General features: G+C 36.7%; 18 protein-coding genes. 7 read left to right on the top strand and 11 right to left on the bottom strand.

Annotated elements, in window-relative coordinates; genetic code table 11:
* Nucleotides 1–10 precede the first annotated feature (10 nt).
* The 6 genes from ACFINM_RS01525 to ACFINM_RS01500 form a co-directional block, all read right to left on the bottom strand.
* The gene (locus tag ACFINM_RS01525) at nt 11–3,010 is read right to left on the bottom strand and encodes a 2-oxoglutarate dehydrogenase E1 component (protein ID WP_375639884.1); all 3,000 of its coding nucleotides are present in this window, start codon (nt 3,008–3,010) and stop codon (nt 11–13) included.
* A 162-nt stretch (nt 3,011–3,172) separates the two neighbouring features.
* A complete protein-coding gene (gene sucD, locus ACFINM_RS01520) occupies nt 3,173–4,075 on the bottom strand; it encodes a succinate--CoA ligase subunit alpha (RefSeq protein WP_375639879.1) in 903 nt (300 codons plus the stop codon).
* Nucleotides 4,076–4,078: 3 nt separating this feature from the next.
* A complete protein-coding gene (sucC, locus tag ACFINM_RS01515) occupies nt 4,079–5,275 on the bottom strand; it encodes an ADP-forming succinate--CoA ligase subunit beta (RefSeq protein WP_375639874.1) in 1,197 nt (398 codons plus the stop codon).
* Between the two features lie 86 nt (nt 5,276–5,361).
* Nucleotides 5,362–6,324: a malate dehydrogenase gene (gene mdh, locus ACFINM_RS01510; protein ID WP_375611328.1), complete on the bottom strand. Its 963-nt coding sequence runs from the start codon at nt 6,322–6,324 to the stop codon at nt 5,362–5,364.
* Nucleotides 6,325–6,612: 288 nt separating this feature from the next.
* Nucleotides 6,613–7,812, bottom strand: a complete 1,200-nt coding sequence (gene zapE, locus ACFINM_RS01505) for a cell division protein ZapE (protein ID WP_375620905.1) — start codon at nt 7,810–7,812, stop codon at nt 6,613–6,615.
* Nucleotides 7,813–7,910: 98 nt separating this feature from the next.
* On the bottom strand, nt 7,911–8,456 hold the full coding sequence (locus tag ACFINM_RS01500; protein WP_375620904.1) for an AprI/Inh family metalloprotease inhibitor: 546 nt from the start codon (nt 8,454–8,456) through the stop codon (nt 7,911–7,913).
* Between the two features lie 224 nt (nt 8,457–8,680).
* Here ACFINM_RS01500 and dapF point away from each other — a divergent pair, with 224 nt between their 5' ends.
* The 7 genes from dapF to ACFINM_RS01465 all read left to right on the top strand — a co-directional run bounded on the left by dapF (nt 8,681) and on the right by ACFINM_RS01465 (nt 14,753).
* The gene (gene dapF / locus ACFINM_RS01495; protein WP_375639870.1) at nt 8,681–9,532 is read left to right on the top strand and encodes a diaminopimelate epimerase; all 852 of its coding nucleotides are present in this window, start codon (nt 8,681–8,683) and stop codon (nt 9,530–9,532) included.
* A complete protein-coding gene (gene mtaB / locus ACFINM_RS01490) occupies nt 9,532–10,815 on the top strand; it encodes a tRNA (N(6)-L-threonylcarbamoyladenosine(37)-C(2))-methylthiotransferase MtaB (protein ID WP_375639865.1) in 1,284 nt (427 codons plus the stop codon). Before dapF ends, mtaB begins: the two co-directional genes overlap by 1 nt.
* Before the next feature lie 14 nt (nt 10,816–10,829).
* On the top strand, nt 10,830–12,083 hold the full coding sequence (gene ftsY, locus ACFINM_RS01485) for a signal recognition particle-docking protein FtsY (protein ID WP_375611333.1): 1,254 nt from the start codon (nt 10,830–10,832) through the stop codon (nt 12,081–12,083).
* Nucleotides 12,080–12,766 carry a septation protein A gene (locus tag ACFINM_RS01480; RefSeq protein ID WP_375639861.1) on the top strand — a complete coding sequence of 229 codons (687 nt, stop codon included), beginning with the start codon at nt 12,080–12,082 and terminating at the stop codon, nt 12,764–12,766. The genes ftsY and ACFINM_RS01480 overlap by 4 nt, the downstream gene beginning before the upstream one ends.
* 62 nt (nt 12,767–12,828) lie before the next feature.
* The gene (gene gloB, locus ACFINM_RS01475) at nt 12,829–13,590 is read left to right on the top strand and encodes a hydroxyacylglutathione hydrolase (protein ID WP_375629105.1); all 762 of its coding nucleotides are present in this window, start codon (nt 12,829–12,831) and stop codon (nt 13,588–13,590) included.
* A 2-nt stretch (nt 13,591–13,592) separates the two neighbouring features.
* Nucleotides 13,593–14,090 carry a hypothetical protein gene (locus ACFINM_RS01470; protein WP_375620898.1) on the top strand — a complete coding sequence of 166 codons (498 nt, stop codon included), beginning with the start codon at nt 13,593–13,595 and terminating at the stop codon, nt 14,088–14,090.
* A gap of 195 nt (nt 14,091–14,285) precedes the next feature.
* Entirely contained in the window at nt 14,286–14,753 is a 468-nt protein-coding gene (locus ACFINM_RS01465) for a hypothetical protein (RefSeq protein WP_375639857.1), read from the top strand.
* A gap of 23 nt (nt 14,754–14,776) precedes the next feature.
* Here the strand turns inward: ACFINM_RS01465 and ACFINM_RS01460 are convergent, their stop codons facing one another.
* From ACFINM_RS01460 to mnmE, 5 genes are all read right to left on the bottom strand, one after another.
* Nucleotides 14,777–15,673: a ParB/RepB/Spo0J family partition protein gene (locus ACFINM_RS01460; protein ID WP_375639853.1), complete on the bottom strand. Its 897-nt coding sequence runs from the start codon at nt 15,671–15,673 to the stop codon at nt 14,777–14,779.
* Between the two features lie 41 nt (nt 15,674–15,714).
* Nucleotides 15,715–16,512, bottom strand: coding sequence for a ParA family protein (locus ACFINM_RS01455; protein ID WP_273790170.1), 798 nt, complete (start codon nt 16,510–16,512; stop codon nt 15,715–15,717).
* Between the two features lie 6 nt (nt 16,513–16,518).
* Nucleotides 16,519–17,166: a 16S rRNA (guanine(527)-N(7))-methyltransferase RsmG gene (rsmG, locus tag ACFINM_RS01450; protein WP_375639849.1), complete on the bottom strand. Its 648-nt coding sequence runs from the start codon at nt 17,164–17,166 to the stop codon at nt 16,519–16,521.
* Nucleotides 17,166–19,034: a tRNA uridine-5-carboxymethylaminomethyl(34) synthesis enzyme MnmG gene (gene mnmG / locus ACFINM_RS01445; protein ID WP_375639846.1), complete on the bottom strand. Its 1,869-nt coding sequence runs from the start codon at nt 19,032–19,034 to the stop codon at nt 17,166–17,168. The genes rsmG and mnmG overlap by 1 nt, the downstream gene beginning before the upstream one ends.
* Nucleotides 19,035–19,140: 106 nt before the next feature.
* Nucleotides 19,141–20,448: a tRNA uridine-5-carboxymethylaminomethyl(34) synthesis GTPase MnmE gene (gene mnmE, locus ACFINM_RS01440; RefSeq protein ID WP_375611341.1), complete on the bottom strand. Its 1,308-nt coding sequence runs from the start codon at nt 20,446–20,448 to the stop codon at nt 19,141–19,143.
* Nucleotides 20,449–20,458: the final 10 nt, after the last annotated feature.

The following is a 20,458-nucleotide window of genomic DNA, read 5'->3' as shown; positions in this document are numbered from 1 at the left end:
TAGTAATAAATTAAGAACCTAACGCGTCTTTAAGAAACGCAGCCAGTTGTTCAAGGTGTTTCACCATTAACCCAGAGGCCGGTGACGCACTCGCAGGACGACCTGCATAACGAGCACGTGAATATTGCGCATTAATATGCGTCAAAACCCATTCCAAATAAGGCTCAATAAATGACCAAGCCCCCATGTTTTTTGGTTCCTCTTGGCACCAAAAAACTTCCGCCTGCAAAAAGCGCGACAACACATTCACCAAAACTTTTGCAGGGAAAGGATAAAGCTGTTCAATACGAAGGAGGTAAACATCATCGATACCCTTTTTTTCACGTTCTTCATAAAGGTCGTAATAAACCTTACCAGTACAAAGAACGACACGGCGAATCTTATTATCTTTTTGCAACTTAATGACAGAATCTTTGAGACATTCTGCATCATCAAGCAACACACGACAGAAACTTGTTTCTGTCCCCATTTCATTGAGAAGAGAAACAGCTCGCTTATGACGTAAAAGTGATTTCGGTGTCATCAAAATCAATGGCTTCCGGAAATCACGCTTAATTTGTCGACGCAAAATATGAAAATAATTTGCAGGGGTTGTACAATTAGCAACCTGCATATTATCTTCCGCACAAAGTTGAAGAAACCGTTCTAAACGTGCAGAAGAATGCTCCGGCCCTTGCCCTTCAAAACCATGAGGCAATAAACACACAAGACCAGACATACGAAGCCACTTACGCTCTGCGGATGAAATAAATTGATCAAAAATGACCTGTGCACCATTAGAGAAATCACCAAATTGTGCTTCCCAAAGTGTTAACCCTCGTGGTTCAGCAAGAGAATATCCATATTCAAAACCAAGAACAGCTTCTTCAGAAAGCATAGAATTAACAACGTCATAAAGCGCTTGCCCTTTTTGTAAATGATTCAAAGGAATATAACGCGCTTCATTCTCTTGATCATAAAGAACTGAATGACGTTGTGAAAAAGTTCCACGTTCAACATCTTCACCTGAAAGACGAACCGGCGCTCCTTCCAAACAAAGTGAACCAAAAGCTAAAGCTTCAGCGGTTGCCCAATCAACCCCCTCACCGGTTTCAAAAATTTTAGCACGATTATTTAAAAAACGTTGAATGGTTTTGTGAACGTGAAAATTCGCCGGAATTTCAACAATTTTCTGACCAATTTCCTTTAAAGTTTTTAATTCAACACCGGTTGTTCTAGAATGCTGCTCATCAGAACTACTAAAAGCTTTGAGTCCCGTCCAGCTCCCATCAAGCCAATCAGCCTTATTAGGTTTATAAGAAGCACTTGCTTCAAGTTCACCTTCAAGTTTATCGCGCCATAATTTTTTTTGTTGCTCAATCTCTTCCGAAGTAATCATTCCTTCTGCTACCAATTGATCACTATAGAGTTGAAGAGTTGTTTTATGATTACGAATTGCTTTATACATAAGCGGCTGTGTAAAGGAAGGTTCATCACCTTCATTATGTCCATAACGGCGATAACAAAACATATCAATAACCACCGGTTTATGGAAAATTTGACGAAACTCTGTTGCTATTTTGGCAACAAAAACAACAGCCTCAGGATCATCACCATTCACATGGAAAATTGGTGCGTCAATCATTTTTGCAACATCTGATGGGTAAGGCGAAGAACGTGAAAAACGTGGAGATGTTGTAAACCCAATCTGATTATTGATAATAACATGAAGTGAACCTGCAACACGATAACCTTTAAGACCTGAAAGACCAAAAGTTTCTTGGATAACGCCTTGTCCTGCAAAAGCGGCATCACCATGAATAAGCAATGGCATCACTTTTGAACGCTCACTTAATGGGAGTAAATCAGTATGCGCAGGTCCCATAAGTTGATCTTGTTTAGCACGTGCTTTCCCCATAACAACCGGATCAACAATCTCAAGATGAGATGGATTAGCCAACAGCGATAAGTGAACTTTTTTACCATCAAAGTCCAGATCAGCGGTAGTTCCCAAATGATATTTAACATCACCGGATCCCTCCACATCATCAGGCTTATAAGATCCCCCTTTGAATTCATGAAAAATAGCTCTATGCGGTTTGGCAAGAACTTGTGAAAGAACATTTAAACGACCACGATGTGCCATTCCTAAAATAACTTCCTGCACCCCCAAAGCACTACCACATTTGATAATCTGTTCAAGAGCGGGAATCAGCGCCTCACCACCATCGAGTCCAAAACGCTTTGTACCTTTATATTTAGTGTCTAAAAACTGTTCGAATCCCTCCGCCTGAATAAGCTTATTCAGAATAGCTTTCTTGTCTTGTTGTGTGAAAGAATTTTTTTTATCTCGCCCTTCAATACGTTCTTGAAGCCATACTTTCTGAATCGGATCAGAAACATGCATATATTCCACACCGATTGTTGAACAATAGGTACGATTGAGAATCTCAAGCATTTGCGGAATAGTTGCATATTCCAACCCTAAAACATTATCAATAAAAATGGGACGCTCGTAATCAGCTGGAGTAAAACCATAAGCTTCTGGAGAAAGTTCCTTATAATCTTCTTGTTTTTCGGCCAATTGAAGAGGGTCAAGCTGCGCATGAAGATGTCCCCGTTCTCGAAACGCACGAATCATCATAATTGCATGAACGGAATCACGTGTTGCACGAATAATATCTTGTTTACTGGAAGTTTTTCCCTTTTGTGCAGCACCTGTTATTGCTTTTTCCTTTAATTTATCGCCAAGATATTTTTCAAGAGAAGACCAATCACCATCAAGAGCAGAAACCAATTCACCCTCTGCTTTTAATGGCCAATGATCACGCTGCCATGTTGCTCCTTCAGCATTTTTAAGAACATCTTCTTTATTATCATGAAGTCCTTCAAAAAAAGCACGCCACTGTGAATCAACACTGGTAGGATCTTTTTCATATTGAGCATAAAGTTGATCTATATAATCCGCATTCCCACCATAAAGAAATGATGTCTGTGCAAAAAGGCTATTTATTTCGTCCTGCCTTGCCATATACCTCTCCGGAACATCTATTCCGTCTCCTTATATCTCTTTTGACCTTTAAATGCTTACAAACAAGCAGTAATTTGAACATTCAAAAAAGTTTTACCTTTTTATACTCAAGTTTTTTCACCTGAATCTAAGAACCTTTTCTTATTCAGGTGAAACTTTCTTTTAGCCTTTCAAAACTGACATCAAAGTCTTACCTATCTGTGATGGCGAAGAAGACACACGAATCCCAGCTGATTCCATTGCCGCAATTTTATCTTCTGCTCCACCTTTACCACCAGAAATAACAGCACCAGCATGTCCCATTGTACGTCCTGGAGGAGCCGTACGGCCAGCAATAAAGCCAATAACTGGCTTTTTACGACCTTTTCTTGCTTCATCTTGCAAAAACTGTGCTGCTTCTTCTTCAGCAGAACCACCAATCTCACCAATCATAACAATAGACTCGGTTTCATCATCCGCTAAAAACATTTCCAACACATCAATAAATTCAGTGCCCTTAACAGGATCGCCACCAATCCCTATAGCAGTCGTTTGTCCGAGACCTTCCTGACTCGTTTGAAAAACGGCTTCATAAGTTAAAGTTCCCGACCTCGAGACAACCCCAACAGAACCTTTTCTAAAAATAGAACCAGGCATAATACCAATTTTACATTCATTTGGTGTAAGAATACCGGGACAATTAGGACCAATAAGACGAGACTTTGAGTTTTCTAATCGCGCCTTCACTTTAACCATATCCATAACGGGAATACCTTCCGTAATACAGATAATTAAACAAATTTCAGCTTCAATAGCCTCTATAATAGCTGCCGCAGCCCCTGCAGGAGGAACATAAATAACGGAAGCATCCGCGCCTGTTTTTTCTTTTGCTTCTGCAACATTAGCGAAAATAGGAAGAGTTTCGCCTTTTGAACCTTCCCATGTTTCTCCACCCTTTTTAGGATTAACGCCACCAACCATTTGCGTACCATGATAAGCAAGCGCCTGTTCTGTATGAAATGTTCCTGTTTTTCCTGTAAGCCCTTGAACTAGAACTTTTGTCTCTTTATTCACAAGAATTGACATAGCTTAAGCTCCCTTCACGGCTGCAACAATTTTTTGGGCAGCATCATCTAAATCATCAGCAGGAATAACATTCAAACCACTCTCATTGATAATTGCTTTACCTTGCTCAACATTAGTACCTTCAAGACGAACAACCAAGGGAACCTTTAAACCAACCTCACGAACAGCAGCAACCACACCTTCAGCAATGACATCACAACGCATAATACCACCAAAAATGTTAACCAAAATGCCCTTAACATTTGGATCGGCCGTAATAATCTTAAAAGCAGCTGTCACCTTTTCTTTTGATGCTCCACCACCAACATCCAAAAAATTCGCTGGCTCTGCTCCATAAAGCTTAATGATATCCATTGTTGCCATAGCAAGCCCAGCACCATTAACCATGCAACCAATCGTACCCTCAAGAGCAACATAAGCAAGATCATGCTTTGATGCTTCTATTTCCTTTGGATCTTCCTCTGAAAGATCGCGCAATTCTAAAATATCTGGATGACGAAACAGAGCATTATTATCAAAAGAAACTTTCGCATCAAGAACACGCAAGTGACCATCTTTCATCACAATAAGCGGATTGATTTCTAAAAGGCTCATATCTTTTTCACAAAATGCCTTATAGAAAATCGGAAAAAGCTTTTCACCATCTTCTCGCGCACTACTTTGTAGTTTCAACGCATCACAAAGTCTTGCACAATCAGCAGAAGTAACACCCTCTACAGCATCAATGGGAAGCGTGAATATTTTTTCTGGTGTCTCTTCAGCAACCGTTTCAATATCCATTCCACCTTCTGTTGAAACAACAAAAGCAATTCGACCAACGCTACGATCAACCAAAAGTGAAAGATAAAGCTCCCGTTCAATATCGGCACCATCTTCAATATAAAGGCGGTTGACCTGCTTACCCTCTGGACCAGTTTGTTTGGTTACCAAAGTTTTTCCAAGCATTTCTTGAACATTTGCAACAACTTCTTCAACAGATTGTGCAAGCCGAACACCACCCTTTGCATCAGGACCAAGTTCTTTAAACTTACCCTTACCACGACCACCAGCGTGTATCTGACTTTTAACCACATAGAGAGGTCCGGGCAATTTTTCCGCCCATTTTTCAGCTTGCTCTACAGAATAAACAGCAACACCATTTGCAATTGGTGCTCCATATTCATGAAGCAGACGTTTGGCCTGATACTCATGGATATTCATGCATTTGTCCTTTTCTTTTATGGATCTTATTAATCCTAAAGTTTTAATATTCTATACTTATTTTAATGAATTAAACCTTGTTCAATTTACTTGAGACTAGGTACAAGAGCAATACAAGCTTCACAAAGCTTTTTAACCGCATTTACTGAATGATCAAAAGCACCTCTTTCTTCCTTATCAAGATCAATTTCAATGACTCGTTCAACACCACCTGCACCAAGTACAACAGGAACACCAACGTAGGTATCATTAACCCCATATTCTCCTGAAAGATAAGCTGCAACAGGCACAACACGCTTAGTGTCCTTTAGATAAGCCTCAGCCATAGAAACAGCAGAAGCTGCTGGTGCATAATAAGCAGAACCTGTTTTTAACAAACCAACAATTTCTGCACCGCCATCACGGGTACGCTGGATAATTTGATCAATTCTTTCCTGTGTTGTCCAGCCCATCTTTACAAGATCAGGCAAAGAAATACCACCAACCGTTGAATAACGCACGAGAGGAACCATTGTATCACCGTGGCCCCCTAAAACAAACGCTGTCACATCTTTAATAGAGACCTTAAATTCCTCAGATAAGAAATGACGAAAACGCGCTGAATCAAGAACACCAGCCATCCCAACCACTTTATGTGTAGGGAGACCTGAAAATTTCTGCAATGCCCACACCATCGCATCAAGGGGATTGGTAATACAAATAACAAACGCTGAAGAAGCGTATTTTTTAATTCCAGCTCCAACTTGTTCCATAACCTTTAAATTAATGCCCAAAAGTTCATCACGGCTCATACCAGGTTTTCGCGCAACGCCTGCTGTTACAATAACAACATCAGCACCTTCAATTGCTTCATAAGCATTAGCACCTTTTAGACTGATATCAAAACCATCAACGGGAGAAGATTCGGCTATATCTAGAGCCTTACCTTGTGGCACACCTTCTGTAATATCAAATAAGACCACATCAGCAAGCTCTTTAAGCCCAATAATATGTGCTAAAGTACCACCAATCATACCTGAACCAATGAGAGCTATTTTTTTCCGTGCCATTTTATTTTTTCCTAACTTTTAGATAATTCAGCGCACACCCAATCAACGTCCGTATACTGAATATTTTGACTTCAACCATATTCAAACAATATCATAAAAAGGAGTAAAGAAATGAAATTTACAAATTTATCTCCTTACAGAAACAACAACCCTCCGCTGAAACAACTATTAGAAAATTATCACGATGTATCGATAAAGTGAATTTAAAAAAAATACAACAGAATTATTATATTTCTTTAATTTCAAAAAGTTATTGTTTTGACAGTTTACGTAAAGGTAAAAGTATAATCAATGCTTCTTCTTCAAAAGAAAATGTTCTTCCCAAAGTTTTAAATAATCGTAGCTTTGCATTTCGAAAAGACGTGATTGTGTTCTTTGAAATTCAAATGTTTCCGTAATCTGCGCATGCCCTTTATACAAATCCCCTATCCCTGCGGCTGCCGACATAAACAACCGTATATGCCGCTCATAAAGAATATCAATAAGCAAAATAAACCGTTTTGTTTCATTGCGACATGTATCATCCATGACCGGTACATTATCAATAAAAATCGTATGATAATGCTCTCCTAATAACAAATATTCAGCCGCGGCCAAAGGCTTTGCACATAAATCCCCATAATCAAAACGAGCACATCCTGCACCAAAGCGCGGAATAGGAATAAAGCGCCCTTTTATAGAAAGCTCATCAGACATCTCCTTATGTCCTTGCAATACAAGTGCCCATGCTTGATCCATATATTCATTTGCTTGGACCCCCAACGGCGATACATACATCTGTTGTAGATTTGATTTTTCAAGGCGATAATCTGTTTTTGCATCAAGATTAACAACACGAACATATGCTTTCAAAACTTGAATAAAAGGCAAAAAGAGCTCACGATTCAAACCGTTACAATAAAGGTTATCCGGCGCCACATTTGAAGTCGCAATAAAGAAAATTCCTTTATCAAACAGAGCAGAAATAAGCCGCCCCAATACCATAGCATCAGCAATATCCGTTACACTAAACTCATCAAAACAAAGTACTTTTGCTTCTCGTACAAGATCTTCAGCAACAGCTAAAATAGGATTATCTTGTTTAAATTTTGTACACCCAGATGCTTGACGATAAGAATTAATACGCTCATGCACATCAGCCATAAAATCATTAAAATGGGCACGCTTTTTATGACCTTTAGGCAAACAAGAAAAGAACAAATCCATCAGCATGGTTTTGCCCCGTCCTACTTCACCATAAATATACAGTCCCTGAAAAAAACCTGTTTCATCTCCTTGTTTTACAACGCAAGAAATATTTTGTTTTTTCCTTTTAAATATTCTGTTAAAGAAAGAGCAAAATATCCAAGGCAAAGGATGAGAGATATTTTGTTCCGCAATTTTTTTTAATAAATGATCAAAATATTCTGTTATAGCTAATTGAGCGGGATCAAAACAAACCTCTCCTTTAGCGACGAGCTCCTTATAACGTGTTGAAACGAGAATCATCCAAAAAACCTTTTTCAAACCGATCTCAATGAAAAATACAAATACTTTTCAAGAATCTGTCCGTCTAGTTTAGTTTATCATAAACGATCAAAAATGATTTAACGACTTAAAATAACGGGATGATCATCAAGTGTACGTCCCTCAAAACGATCAACATTTGAAGAATAAAGAACGAGGATAACACGTCCAGAGTTATTATAAAAATATAATCTTTTTCCTTTAACAGCCCACGATCTCACTTGGGAAGCAATTCCTGGACAGTGTAAAGGACCAGCACGGTACCCTTGTCCAAACTTTGTTTGTGGAGTTGCAATCCGGCAAACTTTTCCTCCCATAGAAAGATTCCATACCCCAGCAACACTTGCAGGAAATAAATCAGTGGCATTACTTGGCAATTCGAGACTAGCCATTCGTCCATCGCTCTGAGAATCTCCTTTTTCATACATCGGAGCGTTTGCATCTTCAGATATCGACGAAGAAGTAGACGACAGATCAGACGCTTCTAATATTGTCATTTGTTGAGATGGATAAAAAACTTCTAATGCGTTACCATCGTCATTACCATCAAACCGTGTTGTTGAACATCCCCCTAAAAACATTACAGTTGATAGTGCAACGAAAAACGAAACTTTTGAAAACGCCATGTCTGTACTCTCTCCCACGACAATAAATAAGTTCACAAAAAAATTAAGCGAATATTTGTTATAGTTACAAAGATAAATTAACAAATTAAAAAAAACAGGTTAAAATCACTTATTTTAAAAGAAATAATTTATGTACCCAATTTTATATTTATTAAACACTAGAAATTTATAATATTTTCAGCCATATATCTTTTTACAAGTAACATTAGAAATAGAGAAGTTTCATGAAAACGCCATTTAGCAAAATGGACGGTCTTGGAAATCAAATTATTGTTGTTGATATGCGTGAAAGCACATACGCTCTTACACCACAAGCAATCCTTGCTTTGTCGGCAGATCCTGAAATGCATTTTGATCAAATCATGGCTATCCACACACCAACTCAGAAAAAAACCGACTTCCGCATAGAAATATGGAATGCCGACGGATCAATAGCTAAAGCTTGTGGCAATGGTACCCGCTGTGTCATCGCATGGCTTAAAGATCACAATTTTGGTGAAAAATTTCATTTAGAAACTCCCGCTGGAATTATTGAAGGAAAATACCAAACCGATGATCTCATTTCTGTTGATATGGGATGCCCAAATTTCAATGCAAAAGAGATGCCTGTTTCACGTGAAATAGTTGATACCAATCACGTAGAAATTATGGCTGGTCCCCTAAAAGACGCTTGTCTCATATCCATTGGCAATCTCCATGCTATCTTTTTTGTTGAAAATGATATTCAACATATTCCATTAGAAAAATATGGGCCAAAACTTGAACATGATCCCCTGTTTCCCGAACGGTGCAATATTTCCATTGCTTGCATAACGTCAAAGAAAAGTCTAAATTTACGTACATGGGAGCGAGGGGCAGGATTAACACAAGCATGTGGGAGTGCTGCTTGTGCAAGTGCAGTGGCTGCTTATCGTCGTGGACTTACAGAGCGCCATGTTGATGTAAATTTACCAAAGGGAACACTTAATATTTTTTACCGAGAAGACGATCATATTATCATGACAGGACCAATTAAATATCACTTTAGTGGTTTTTTAAGCCCTTTAACAGGGTGCTACAAAAAGGATCACTCCTGATGGCAATAGAAATTGTAACTTTTGGTTGTCGACTTAATAGCTACGAATCGGAAATCATTCGCAAAGAAAGTACTTCTTCAGGGCTAGATCAACTTAAAGATGGTGCTATTATCTTTAATACCTGTGCTGTCACTGCCGAAGCCGTACGACAAGCAAAACAAGCTATCCGCAAAGCAAGGCGTGAAAATCCTCATGCGCATATCATTGTAACAGGGTGTGCAGCCCAAACAGAAGCACAAAATTTTGCCTCAATGACAGAGGTAGATCTTGTTTTAGGAAACGAAGATAAACTTCACGCTCATTCTTATCGTCAACTTCCTGATTTTGGTATTAATCATTCTGAAAAGGTGCATATCAATGACATTATGGAAGTACAAAAAATTGCTCCACATATGGTCAGTGCAATGCAAGAGCGCACCCGCGCTTTTGTACAGGTACAAAACGGATGCGATCACCGCTGTACATTTTGCATTATTCCTTATGGACGAGGACCATCTCGTTCAGTTCCCATGGGTGCTGTCATAGAACAAATTAAAAAGCTGATAGGTGGGGGTATCCAAGAAGTGGTCCTTACAGGTGTTGACCTTACAAGTTATGGCCACGATCTTCCTGGAAAAGCTACTCTAGGAAAATTAACTTCAGCTATTTTGCATCATGTCCCTGACTTAGCCCGATTACGCCTCTCATCTATTGACTCTATTGAAGCAGACGAAGAACTCATAAATCTTTTAGCTTATGAAACAAGAATCATGCCCTATTTGCATTTATCTTTGCAAGCAGGTGATAATATGATTTTAAAACGGATGAAACGGCGTCATCTGCGCGAACATGCCATTCAATTTTGCCAAGAGTTGCGTGCCAAACGTTCTACAATGGTTTATGGTGCCGACTTAATTGCTGGTTTTCCTACAGAAACAGAAGAGATGTTTCAAAATAGTCTTTCCTTAATCAAAGATTGTAATTTAACCCATCTCCATGTCTTTCCCTTTAGTCCAAGAGAAGGAACACCTGCCGCACGTATGCCACAAATCAACCGTAAAATAATTAAGCTGCGTGCTGAAAAATTGCGTAAAGTAGGTGATATGGCTTACAAAAAGCATCTTGCTCATTTACAAAACAGTCTACAAACAATTCTCGTTGAAAAAGATGAAATCGGACGAACAGAAGATTATACTCTTGTACAAGTTAAAGGTGCAAAAGCAGGAACAATTGTTCAAGCCCTTATCGTTGATCATGATGGCGATAAATTGATTGCTGTCCCTCCAAAATTAAACGCTGCTTGAGCAGGAGAATTCTTATGACTAAATCTTTTATAAAAAAAATATTCTCTTTTAACAAATCTCAAGAGCAAGAAATTGAACAACAGATTTCTATTCCTGATAAAAGCGATATAATAGAAGAAAATAAAGACAAAAATGAAAAGACAAAAAATAATCAAATCTCTATAAACACAGAAAAAGAAGAACAAACAAAAAATCCAGAGTCAATACTTACAAAATATGATGAAAAATCTCCATTTCTAGAATCCCATTCTGATAAAATTCCCTTTTCTGGTAAAATTATTGTCACAGACAACATCCGTGAAAAAAAGAATGAAGAAATTTTATCTGAACCTTCTGTTGAACAAAAAAAAACAGCGTGGTTTGGGCGCCTTAAAAAAGGCCTATCCCTTTCTTCACAACGCCTAAGCGGATCAATTGGCGATCTCTTTGTTAAAAGAAAACTTGATGAAGATACATTGCAAGAGCTCGAAGATATTCTTATCCAAGCTGACATAGGTGTAGAGACGGCAACACGCATCACAAATACTTTAGCTTCCAGTCGTTACGGAAAAAACCTCTCCCCAGATGATATTCATACTATTGTAGCTGATGAGGTCAAAAAAGTTCTGGAACCTGTTGCAATACCATTAGAACTTGATCTCAGCCATAAACCTCATGTTATTTTGCTGGTAGGTGTAAATGGCACTGGAAAAACGACAACTATTGGAAAACTTTCAGCCAAATTAACAGAAGGGGGATTAAAAGTTATGCTGGCAGCAGGTGATACTTTCCGAGCCGCTGCTATTGAGCAACTACACATTTGGGGTGAACGTACCAATTCTCCTGTTATTTCGACAAAATTGGGTGCAGATGCCGCCAGCTTAGCATTTGATGCTTATGAAAAAGCAAAAAAAACAAACAGTGATGTATTAATTATTGATACAGCAGGGCGTTTACAAAATAAATCTGAATTAATGGATGAGTTGGCAAAAATTATTCGTGTTTTAAAAAAACACACCCCCCAAGCACCCCACACAATCCTTCAAACTCTTGATGCAACAACCGGACAAAATGCACTCAACCAAGTGGACATTTTCCGTGATATTGCTGGTGTTAATGGTTTAGTTATGACAAAGCTAGATGGGACTGCACGAGGAGGAATTCTTGTCGCTATCGCAGCAAAATATAAATTACCCGTTTATTTTATCGGTATAGGAGAAGATATTGAAGACCTTCAACCCTTTTCTGCTTCTGACTTTGCCGAAACTATTGCAGGAAAACACGCATGAAACAGCCTTTATCTAATCTTAATTTACACAATAATTCTGAAAAAAAGATGAATAACAATAAAAAAAATTCTCTCTCACCAACACTTAAGTTTCTTTTGGAAATGGGTCCATTGGTTGCCTTCTTTTTTGCCAATTATAAGGGAGAATGGCTGATAAAAAACATTGGATTTTTTCAAAATTTTAGTAAGCCTATTTTCCCTGCAACAGCTATTTTTATGGTGGCTATTATTATTTCCCTAAGCTTATCATGGATCCTTGCAAGACAAATTCCTATTATGCCTCTTATTTCAGGAATATTTGTTTTAGTTTTTGGCTTTCTAACTCTCTGGCTTCATAATGAAACTTTCATAAAAATGAAACCAACAATCATTAATAGCTTATTTGCTTTTATACTTTTTGGTGGGATGTTTTTTAAAAAACCACTTTTACGTTATGCTCTTGATTCTACCTTAAAACTTGATGATTTAGGTTGGCAAAAACTTACCTATCGTTGGGCGTTTTTTTTCATTTTTCTTGCCATTTTGAATGAAATAATTTGGCGTAATTTTAGCGATAATTTCTGGACAAGTTTCAAAGTATTTGGCGTCATGCCTATAACAGTCCTTTTCATGCTTACCCAAATGCCTATAATTATAAAACATTCAAAAGGACTTTTTACAGAAGAGGACAAATCTGATTCTTAAAAAAATCATCACTACCGATTATTTTATAGATTCATCGCCAAACACTGTTCGGGAGAAAAAATATGTTGATTGAACAGTTTATTTGTCGAGAAAACAATTTCGGTGTACTCCTTCATGATGAAAAAAGTGGTATGACAGCTGCAATAGATGCTCCTGAAGGCAAAGCGATTCACAACGCCTTAAAGCGCCACAATTGGACACTTAACACTATTTTTGTAACTCATCATCATCACGACCATGTAGAAGCCCTATCAGAATTAAAACAAGTTTACAACACTACGGTTATCGGACCAGAAGCAGAAAAAGAAAAGATTGATCATCTTGATAAAACACTTCAACCTGATGAAAGTTTTTCTTTTGGCTCACACCTTCTTTTAGCTCTTTCAACACCTGGTCATACTCTAGGCGCATTATCTTACTATTTTCCTGAAAATAATTTACTCTTTGCTGGAGATACACTTTTTTCATTGGGCTGTGGACGTCTTTTTGAAGGAACACCAGCACAAATGCTGAATTCTTTAAAAAAACTTCGTAAACTTCCTGATGAAACACTTCTCTATTGTGGACACGAATATACAAAAAATAACGCTCTTTTCGCACTAACAATTGACCCACATAATAAAAAACTCCACCAAAGAATAGAGGAAGTTTTTTTGCTACGTGCAAAAAACGCTATGACTTTACCAGTAACCTTAGGGCAAGAAAAAGCCACCAATCCCTTTCTCCGCTGGGATGATAGTGTATTGCGAAGAAACCTTGTAATGGAAGAAGAAACAGATGAAGAAGTTTTTGCTGAAATTCGAAGAAGAAAGGATAATTTTTAACCATGCTTAAGTTCGTATTACGTTTGTTCCTCCTTTTTCTTTTCGTGATACATATTCAACTAACAAGGGCAGAGGAAAAGGAAACAGATAATTCTTCTCTTATATCATCTCTCATTGCAAATTATCCCTTAACAGAAGATTTTCTTTTAAAGCTGGAAAAAATTGAAAAAGAATGTAAAAACTTACTTCCAGAAACAAAAAATAATCTTATAACTTATGATTCTAGTATCCACTCTAGTATTGAAAATTACACTACCTATATTTCTAGTAAACCAAAACTTGTAAATATTTTAAAAGAAAATAATATAACACCGAAAGATTTTGCTTCAGGAACCTTAGCTCTTAAAGAAATATCAACGCTTCTCATATTTGTACCTGAAAAGGAATATTCTACTGAGAAAAATACTATATTTCTAAACAATCTTGAATTTGTTAAAAAACATTTTTTTAAAGCGACAATTCTTTTAGATAGCTGCGAAAAACTCATTTTGAGCAACTAATCAGCTATGACACATTAAAAATATCATCCCATTAATCTAATAAAAAAGTCCGTGCATTAAAAATCACCGTGTTTTTATCATTCCTAATAATTGTGTTTATTTCGACTATATTTAACAAATGTTTTTATAAAAATAAAGAATAACAGACGAAAAAATATTTATTGAAATTCAAAAAAGAAAGGATAATTTTTAGTCATGTTTAAACTTCTTTTGTGCTTTTTCTTCATTTTTCCTTTTGCATCATACGCTCAAGAAAAAAAACAAGAAATAGATGATCTTTCTTTTATACCGCCTTTCATTGCAAATTATCCCTTAACAGAAGATCTTCTTTTAAAGCTGGAAAAAATCAAAATAGAATGTAAAAATTTATCTTCAGAACCAGAACAAATAAATAAAAAAAGTGACTTCAATACTTATAATGATAATATTGAAAAATACGCTGCCTATATTTCTAATAATCCAAAACTTGTGAATATTTTAAAAGAAAATAATATAACACCGAAAGAGTTTGTTATTGCTCACCTAGCACTTCAAGCGACATTGTATGTACTTACTGATGAAGAAAATTCTACTTATGAAAAAAACTTTTTACCTTCAAGCAATATAGAATTTGCTAAAGAGCATATGTATAGAATAATAAAAATTTTAAAAGATAACTGTTAAAAAAATCTTTTTAGAACAATTGATTAACTTTGTAAACGCCGACAAATTTCATCTAATTGTTCTAATGAAGAGTAATGTATTTTTAAATCTCCACCTTTTTTACCATGTCGAATAATAACTTTCATTCCTATCACATCTGCAAGTAATTTTTCTAAAGATTTTGTTTCAGCATCTTTCTCCGTATTGGTACGCTTTTTAGTTTTAGGATTAGCTTGCTCATATGCAAGTATTTCTGTTTGACGTACTGAAAGCCCTTCACGAATAATTTTCTCAGCTAAATTTTGTGGATCATCAACGGTTATAAGACAACGTGCATGACCTGCAGAAAGTTGTCCATCAGTTAAGAATTGTTGTACTTTTTCTGGAAGTTTTAACAAACGAAGCGTATTTGCAACATGACTACGACTTTTTCCTATAACTTGCGCTAAATCTACTTGCGTATAATCATGTTCATTTAGAAGCATCTCATATCCCTTTGCTTCTTCGATAGGATTAAGATCTGCACGTTGAACATTTTCAATAATTGCCAATTCCAAAGCCGTTTTATCGTCCACATCACGAATAATAACGGGTAATTGACTTAAATTTGCACGTTGTGCTGCACGCCAGCGCCGTTCACCCGCAATCAATTCAAACCGATGAGGATGATCTCTTAAAGGCCTCACAATAACCGGTTGAACCACACCGTGTTGACGAATTGATTGTGTCAAATTATCAAGCTCTGTTTCAGTAAAATGACGCCGAGGATTGTGAGGATTACATGAAATAGATTCAATAGAAATAAATTGCTCAGAAAGACTACCGGATTCATTTAATTTATCAAAGCTTGATGAACGTGCAATATTGTTGTTTAAATTGATATCTCCAATCAATGCCGCTAATCCACGTCCTAGTCTTTTTTTTGATAGATCATCGTTCATAATTTTGCTCTTTGAGTTTTCTTACAAAAAATTTTACATTTTTAAGCAGCAGCACGTGCTTGTTTTTCACGTTGAATCATTTCTGATGCTAGACGCAAATAAGCTTGGCTCCCAGCACATTTAAGATCATAAAGCAATACAGGTTTGCCAAAAGAAGGCGCTTCTGATACTCTTACATTTCGTGGAATAACAGTACGATAAACTTTATCTCCCATAAAAGAACGAACATCTTCAACAACTTGATTTGAAAGGTTATTACGTCCATCATACATTGTTAAAACAATACCTTGGATCTCTAAAGATGGATTAAGTACGGATCGCACTTGTTTTACTGTTTCAAGTAATTGACTTAAACCTTCAAGTGCTAAAAATTCACACTGCATAGGCACTAAAACAGAATCCGCAGCCCCCATAGCATTAAGTGTTAAAAGATTAAGGGAGGGAGGACAATCAATTAAAATATAATTGAATTTTTTTTCCATTTCCGGATCATCATAGAGAGCTTTACGTAAGCGTTGTATGCGATCTTTTGATGAAGAAATTTCCATTTCCACACCTAAGAGATCAAGTGTAGAAGGAACTATATAAAGATTGGGTACGGCTGTTTTTAAAGCCGCCTGTGTAATTGAAACGCCCGAAACCAAAACATCATAAGAAGATAAAGGACGGCTATTACGATCAATCCCTAAACCTGTACTAGCATTACCTTGTGGATCAACATCCATAATAAGGACATTTTCACCAATAGCCGCTAAAGCTGTAGCAAGATTAATTGCTGTGGTTGTTTTTCCGACTCCACCCTTTTGGTTTGCAATAGCGATAATTCGTGTTTCGCTCATTTTGCTCTACCCTCTATATGATCGAATATGAGAAATTTCCAAAATAACAGAATTTTCATCAACTTTACTTTTATGTTTTAACAGATCAAAGTGCCAATTGGCAGAGGCATTTTTTATTTCTGTAGCGTAATCCCGACCTTTTTGCAAAAGAGCTATTGTTTTTTCTGTTAATAAAGGAAAAATGAGTTGTAAAAGAGTATCAAGCGGCGCTAATCCCCGTGCTGTTATAATATCAGATATGGGAATTTTTTGATATATATCTTCAATTCTAGCGTGATAAACCGTTGCTGGAAGATTAAGTTGAGCAATAACTGTTCGCAAAAAAGCAACTTTTTTCCCATTACTTTCAACAAGATTAATATGTCCTGATTTTTTTTCTTTCAAAAAGATAGCAATCACAATTGCAGGAAAACCTCCTCCTGATCCTAAATCACACCAATGTAAAGAATGAGCATACAAAGGAAAAATTTGTGCTGAATCTAGAATATGTCGTGTCCATAGATCTGGTATAGTTGTAGCAGATATCAAATTAATATGTGCATTCCACTGAAGTATTAAAGACTCAAACTGAATTAAATTTTCCATCGTTTCACGTGAAACAGAAGGAACAATATTTAATAATTGTTGATATTTTTTTTCTGTAGAAAAATTCATTAAGCTGTTTTAGCCTTTTCACGTCGTTGACGTTGAATATGTGTAATAATAAGCGATAACGCGGCAGGTGTCATGCCATCAATTTTTTGTGCATCAGCAATTGAACGCGGCGACACTTCTTGAATTTTTGATTTAAGTTCATTTGAAAGACCTGAAATTGCCTGAACATCGAGAGAAGAAGGAATTTCTAAACGCTCATCTCTCTGAAGAGAGGCAATATCTTGTGCTTGTTTATCTAAATAAACCGCATATTGTGCTTCAATTTCTAAAGATTCTGCTGTTTTAGAATCAATTGTTTTTAATTGTGGCCAAAAATCTGAAAGACGCTCTAAGGTCATATGAGGATAAGCAAGAAAATCATAAGCCGAACGCCGAATTCCATCATGATTAACATGTAATCCATGAGCAGAAGCTTCATTGGGTGTTAAAAAAAGATTTTGACATATTGATCGTGCTTGATCAAGCCGTTGTTGTTTTTTCTGATAACATTCCCAACGTATTTTACTCACAATACCCCATTTTTGTGCCAAAGGTGTTAAACGCGTATCAGCATTATCAGATCGTAAAGATAAACGAAATTCAGCACGTGATGTAAACATCCTATAAGGTTCACAAACACCACGTGAAACCAAATCATCAATCATAACACCAATATAAGCAGTAGAACGACTTATAAGTATTTCATCTAATTTACCTACTTTACGTGCAGCATTTAATCCAGCTAAAAGTCCTTGTGCTGCTGCTTCTTCATATCCTGTTGTACCATTAATTTGGCCTGCTAAGAACAAACCCGGTAAAGAACGTAATTCTAAGTTTCTCGTTAATTGTTGTGGATTAACAAAATCATATTCAATAGCATAACCAGGTTGCAAAACTATAGCATTTTCCAATCCTTCAATGGTTTTCAATAGAGAAATTTGTACATCTTCAGGAAGAGAAGTAGAAAGACCATTTGGATAAACAGTATCATCATTTAATCCCTCTGGTTCCAGAAAGATCTGATGTCCATCACGTTCTCCAAATTTAACAATTTTATCTTCAACAGAAGGACAATAACGTGGTCCTAACCCTTCAATATTTCCAGAATATAAAGCAGAGCGATAAATATTCTCGCGAATAATTTGATGTGTTTTCTCATTTGTACGTGTTATTGCACATTCAATTTGTGGTTGTTCAATTTTCTCTGTTAAAAGAGAAAAGGGTATGGGATTTTCATCTGCTTGTTGTTTTTGGAGAGCTTCCCAAGCAATTGTTTTTTTACTCAAACGAGCAGGGGTTCCTGTTTTTAATCGTCCAAGTTTTATATGATATTTTTTCAAATGTTCAGCAAGTTTTACACTTGACTGATCTCCCATACGACCAGCAGCCCATGTTTTATTACCAATATGAATAAAGCCATTTAAAAACGTACCTGTTGTTAAAACAACAGCACCAGAAAAAATTGTTCCTTGTTTTTTTAAAATAACACCTGATACACAATTATCTTTAACAACCAGATCAATAACTTCATCCTCAATAAGAGTAAGATTTTCTTGTTCTTTTAATAATTTTTGAATTGCTTTTTTATAAAGTTGTCTATCTGCCTGTGTCCGTGGTCCTCTTACTGCCGGTCCTTTACGTCTATTAAGTAGTCTAAACTGAATTCCAGCAGCATCCGCTGCTCTTCCCATAAGACCATCTAACGCATCTATTTCACGAACTAGATGCCCTTTTCCAAGTCCACCAATAGCAGGATTACACGACATTGTTCCCAGTGCTGATATTTTATGTGTAACAAGCGCTGTTTTGGCTCCTACACGTGCTGAAGCTGAAGCCGCTTCACAGCCAGCATGACCACCACCAACAATAACAACATCATATGATTGCATTTAATTCATTCCGTAGAAAATATTCTAAGGTTTCACGTGAAACAGGATATAAATTACATAATCTTTATAATCTGTCTATGAAACAATCAATGTTTCACGTGAATCATTATTTACCAACACAAAATTCTGAAAAAATAATATCAAGCAAATCTTCAACATCAATATCTCCTGTAATTTTCCCAAGAAAATCACTTGCACAACGGAGATGTTCTGCACGTAAACTGAGATCAAGGGAATGATAATTAAGAGAAAATTCAATCTCTTTAACAGCCTCCTTTAATAATTGAAGTTGCCTTTTACGTGCTGGAACAATATTTCCAATTTCAGAAGCACGATGATGACAAAATAATTCAAGTTCTTTTATAAAATAATCAAAATTTAAACCAGTTAATGCGGAAAATTGTATAGACCAACGCTGATCATTTTTTTCATAAAGATCAAGCTTATTGCCAACACACCATATTTCAGCCGATGTTTCTGGTAAATCAACTTGCTTAGGATTTCCTATATCATAAACCAAAATAACCAAATCAGCTTCCCTAACATGCTGTTTAGCAATTTCTATTCCCATCTGTTCTATTTTATTTTCTGTTTTTCTAAAACCAGCAGTATCGGTTAAAAAAACAGGTAAACCACCAAGAATAATTCTCATTTCTAAAGCATCACGGGTTGTTCCTGCTTCTTCCGTTACAATAGCAACAGATCTTCCTGAAAGACGATTCATAATGCTTGATTTTCCAGAATTTGGAGCACCAGCAATAACAATTTTTAATCCATCACGTAAAATACTCGCACGTTCTCCTTTAGTAATATATTCCCGAATAGAAGTACAAAGATCCTGAACATCTTTCCAAACTTTATCAGATATTGCGTTGGGAATATCTGCTTCATCAACAAAATCAAGTTCTGCCTCAATAAAAGCACGCGCCTTCATAAGCTTATGACGCCAATCACGATAAAGCGTCGTTAAATGTCCACTTGTACCCATAACAGCTAAACGCCGTTGGCTTTCCGTTTCTGCTTCTATTAAATCAGCAAGACCTTCTGCTTGAACAAGATCTAATTTTCCTTCCATAAAAGCACGACGTGAAAATTCACCTGCTTCTGCAATACGGCATCCAGAAAATGTCGACAATTCATCGAGAAAACGATTAACGACTGCTTTTCCTCCATGTAAATGGAATTCTGCACAATCTTCCCCCGTAAAACTATGAGGAGCAGGAAAAAAAACAGTTAAACCAGAATCTAAAAAACTACCATCACGAGCAGTAAGATTTCCATAATGCATAAAACGTGCTTTAGGTAAACGACCACAAAGCGTTTTAACTATATCCACAACATGAGGACCAGAAAGCCGAATGACTGCAACCCCTGAAGGTAACAATCCACTCGAAACAGCAAAGATTGTATCCACAGGTTTTATC

This window comes from Bartonella sp. AA168HLJHH (assembly GCF_042197365.1).
Lineage (GTDB): Bacteria > Pseudomonadota > Alphaproteobacteria > Rhizobiales > Rhizobiaceae > Bartonella.
The sequence above is the reverse complement of the archived record's forward strand: the minus strand, read 5'-3'. Positions and strand labels throughout refer to the sequence as shown.

Bases quoted from the DNA above. Each gene is read 5' to 3' on its own strand.
- ACFINM_RS01525 (WP_375639884.1), bottom strand. From the start codon at position 3,010: ATGGCAAGGCAGGACGAAATAAATAGCCTTTTTGCACAGACATCATTT.
- sucD (WP_375639879.1), bottom strand. From the start codon at position 4,075: ATGTCAATTCTTGTGAATAAAGAGACAAAAGTTCTAGTTCAAGGGCTT.
- sucC (WP_375639874.1), bottom strand. From the start codon at position 5,275: ATGAATATCCATGAGTATCAGGCCAAACGTCTGCTTCATGAATATGGA.
- mdh (WP_375611328.1), bottom strand. From the start codon at position 6,324: ATGGCACGGAAAAAAATAGCTCTCATTGGTTCAGGTATGATTGGTGGT.
- zapE (WP_375620905.1), bottom strand. From the start codon at position 7,812: ATGATTCTCGTTTCAACACGTTATAAGGAGCTCGTCGCTAAAGGAGAG.
- ACFINM_RS01500 (WP_375620904.1), bottom strand. From the start codon at position 8,456: ATGGCGTTTTCAAAAGTTTCGTTTTTCGTTGCACTATCAACTGTAATG.
- dapF (WP_375639870.1), top strand. From the start codon at position 8,681: ATGAAAACGCCATTTAGCAAAATGGACGGTCTTGGAAATCAAATTATT.
- mtaB (WP_375639865.1), top strand. From the start codon at position 9,532: ATGGCAATAGAAATTGTAACTTTTGGTTGTCGACTTAATAGCTACGAA.
- ftsY (WP_375611333.1), top strand. From the start codon at position 10,830: ATGACTAAATCTTTTATAAAAAAAATATTCTCTTTTAACAAATCTCAA.
- ACFINM_RS01480 (WP_375639861.1), top strand. From the start codon at position 12,080: ATGAAACAGCCTTTATCTAATCTTAATTTACACAATAATTCTGAAAAA.
- gloB (WP_375629105.1), top strand. From the start codon at position 12,829: ATGTTGATTGAACAGTTTATTTGTCGAGAAAACAATTTCGGTGTACTC.
- ACFINM_RS01470 (WP_375620898.1), top strand. From the start codon at position 13,593: ATGCTTAAGTTCGTATTACGTTTGTTCCTCCTTTTTCTTTTCGTGATA.
- ACFINM_RS01465 (WP_375639857.1), top strand. From the start codon at position 14,286: ATGTTTAAACTTCTTTTGTGCTTTTTCTTCATTTTTCCTTTTGCATCA.
- ACFINM_RS01460 (WP_375639853.1), bottom strand. From the start codon at position 15,673: ATGAACGATGATCTATCAAAAAAAAGACTAGGACGTGGATTAGCGGCA.
- ACFINM_RS01455 (WP_273790170.1), bottom strand. From the start codon at position 16,512: ATGAGCGAAACACGAATTATCGCTATTGCAAACCAAAAGGGTGGAGTC.
- rsmG (WP_375639849.1), bottom strand. From the start codon at position 17,166: ATGAATTTTTCTACAGAAAAAAAATATCAACAATTATTAAATATTGTT.
- mnmG (WP_375639846.1), bottom strand. From the start codon at position 19,034: ATGCAATCATATGATGTTGTTATTGTTGGTGGTGGTCATGCTGGCTGT.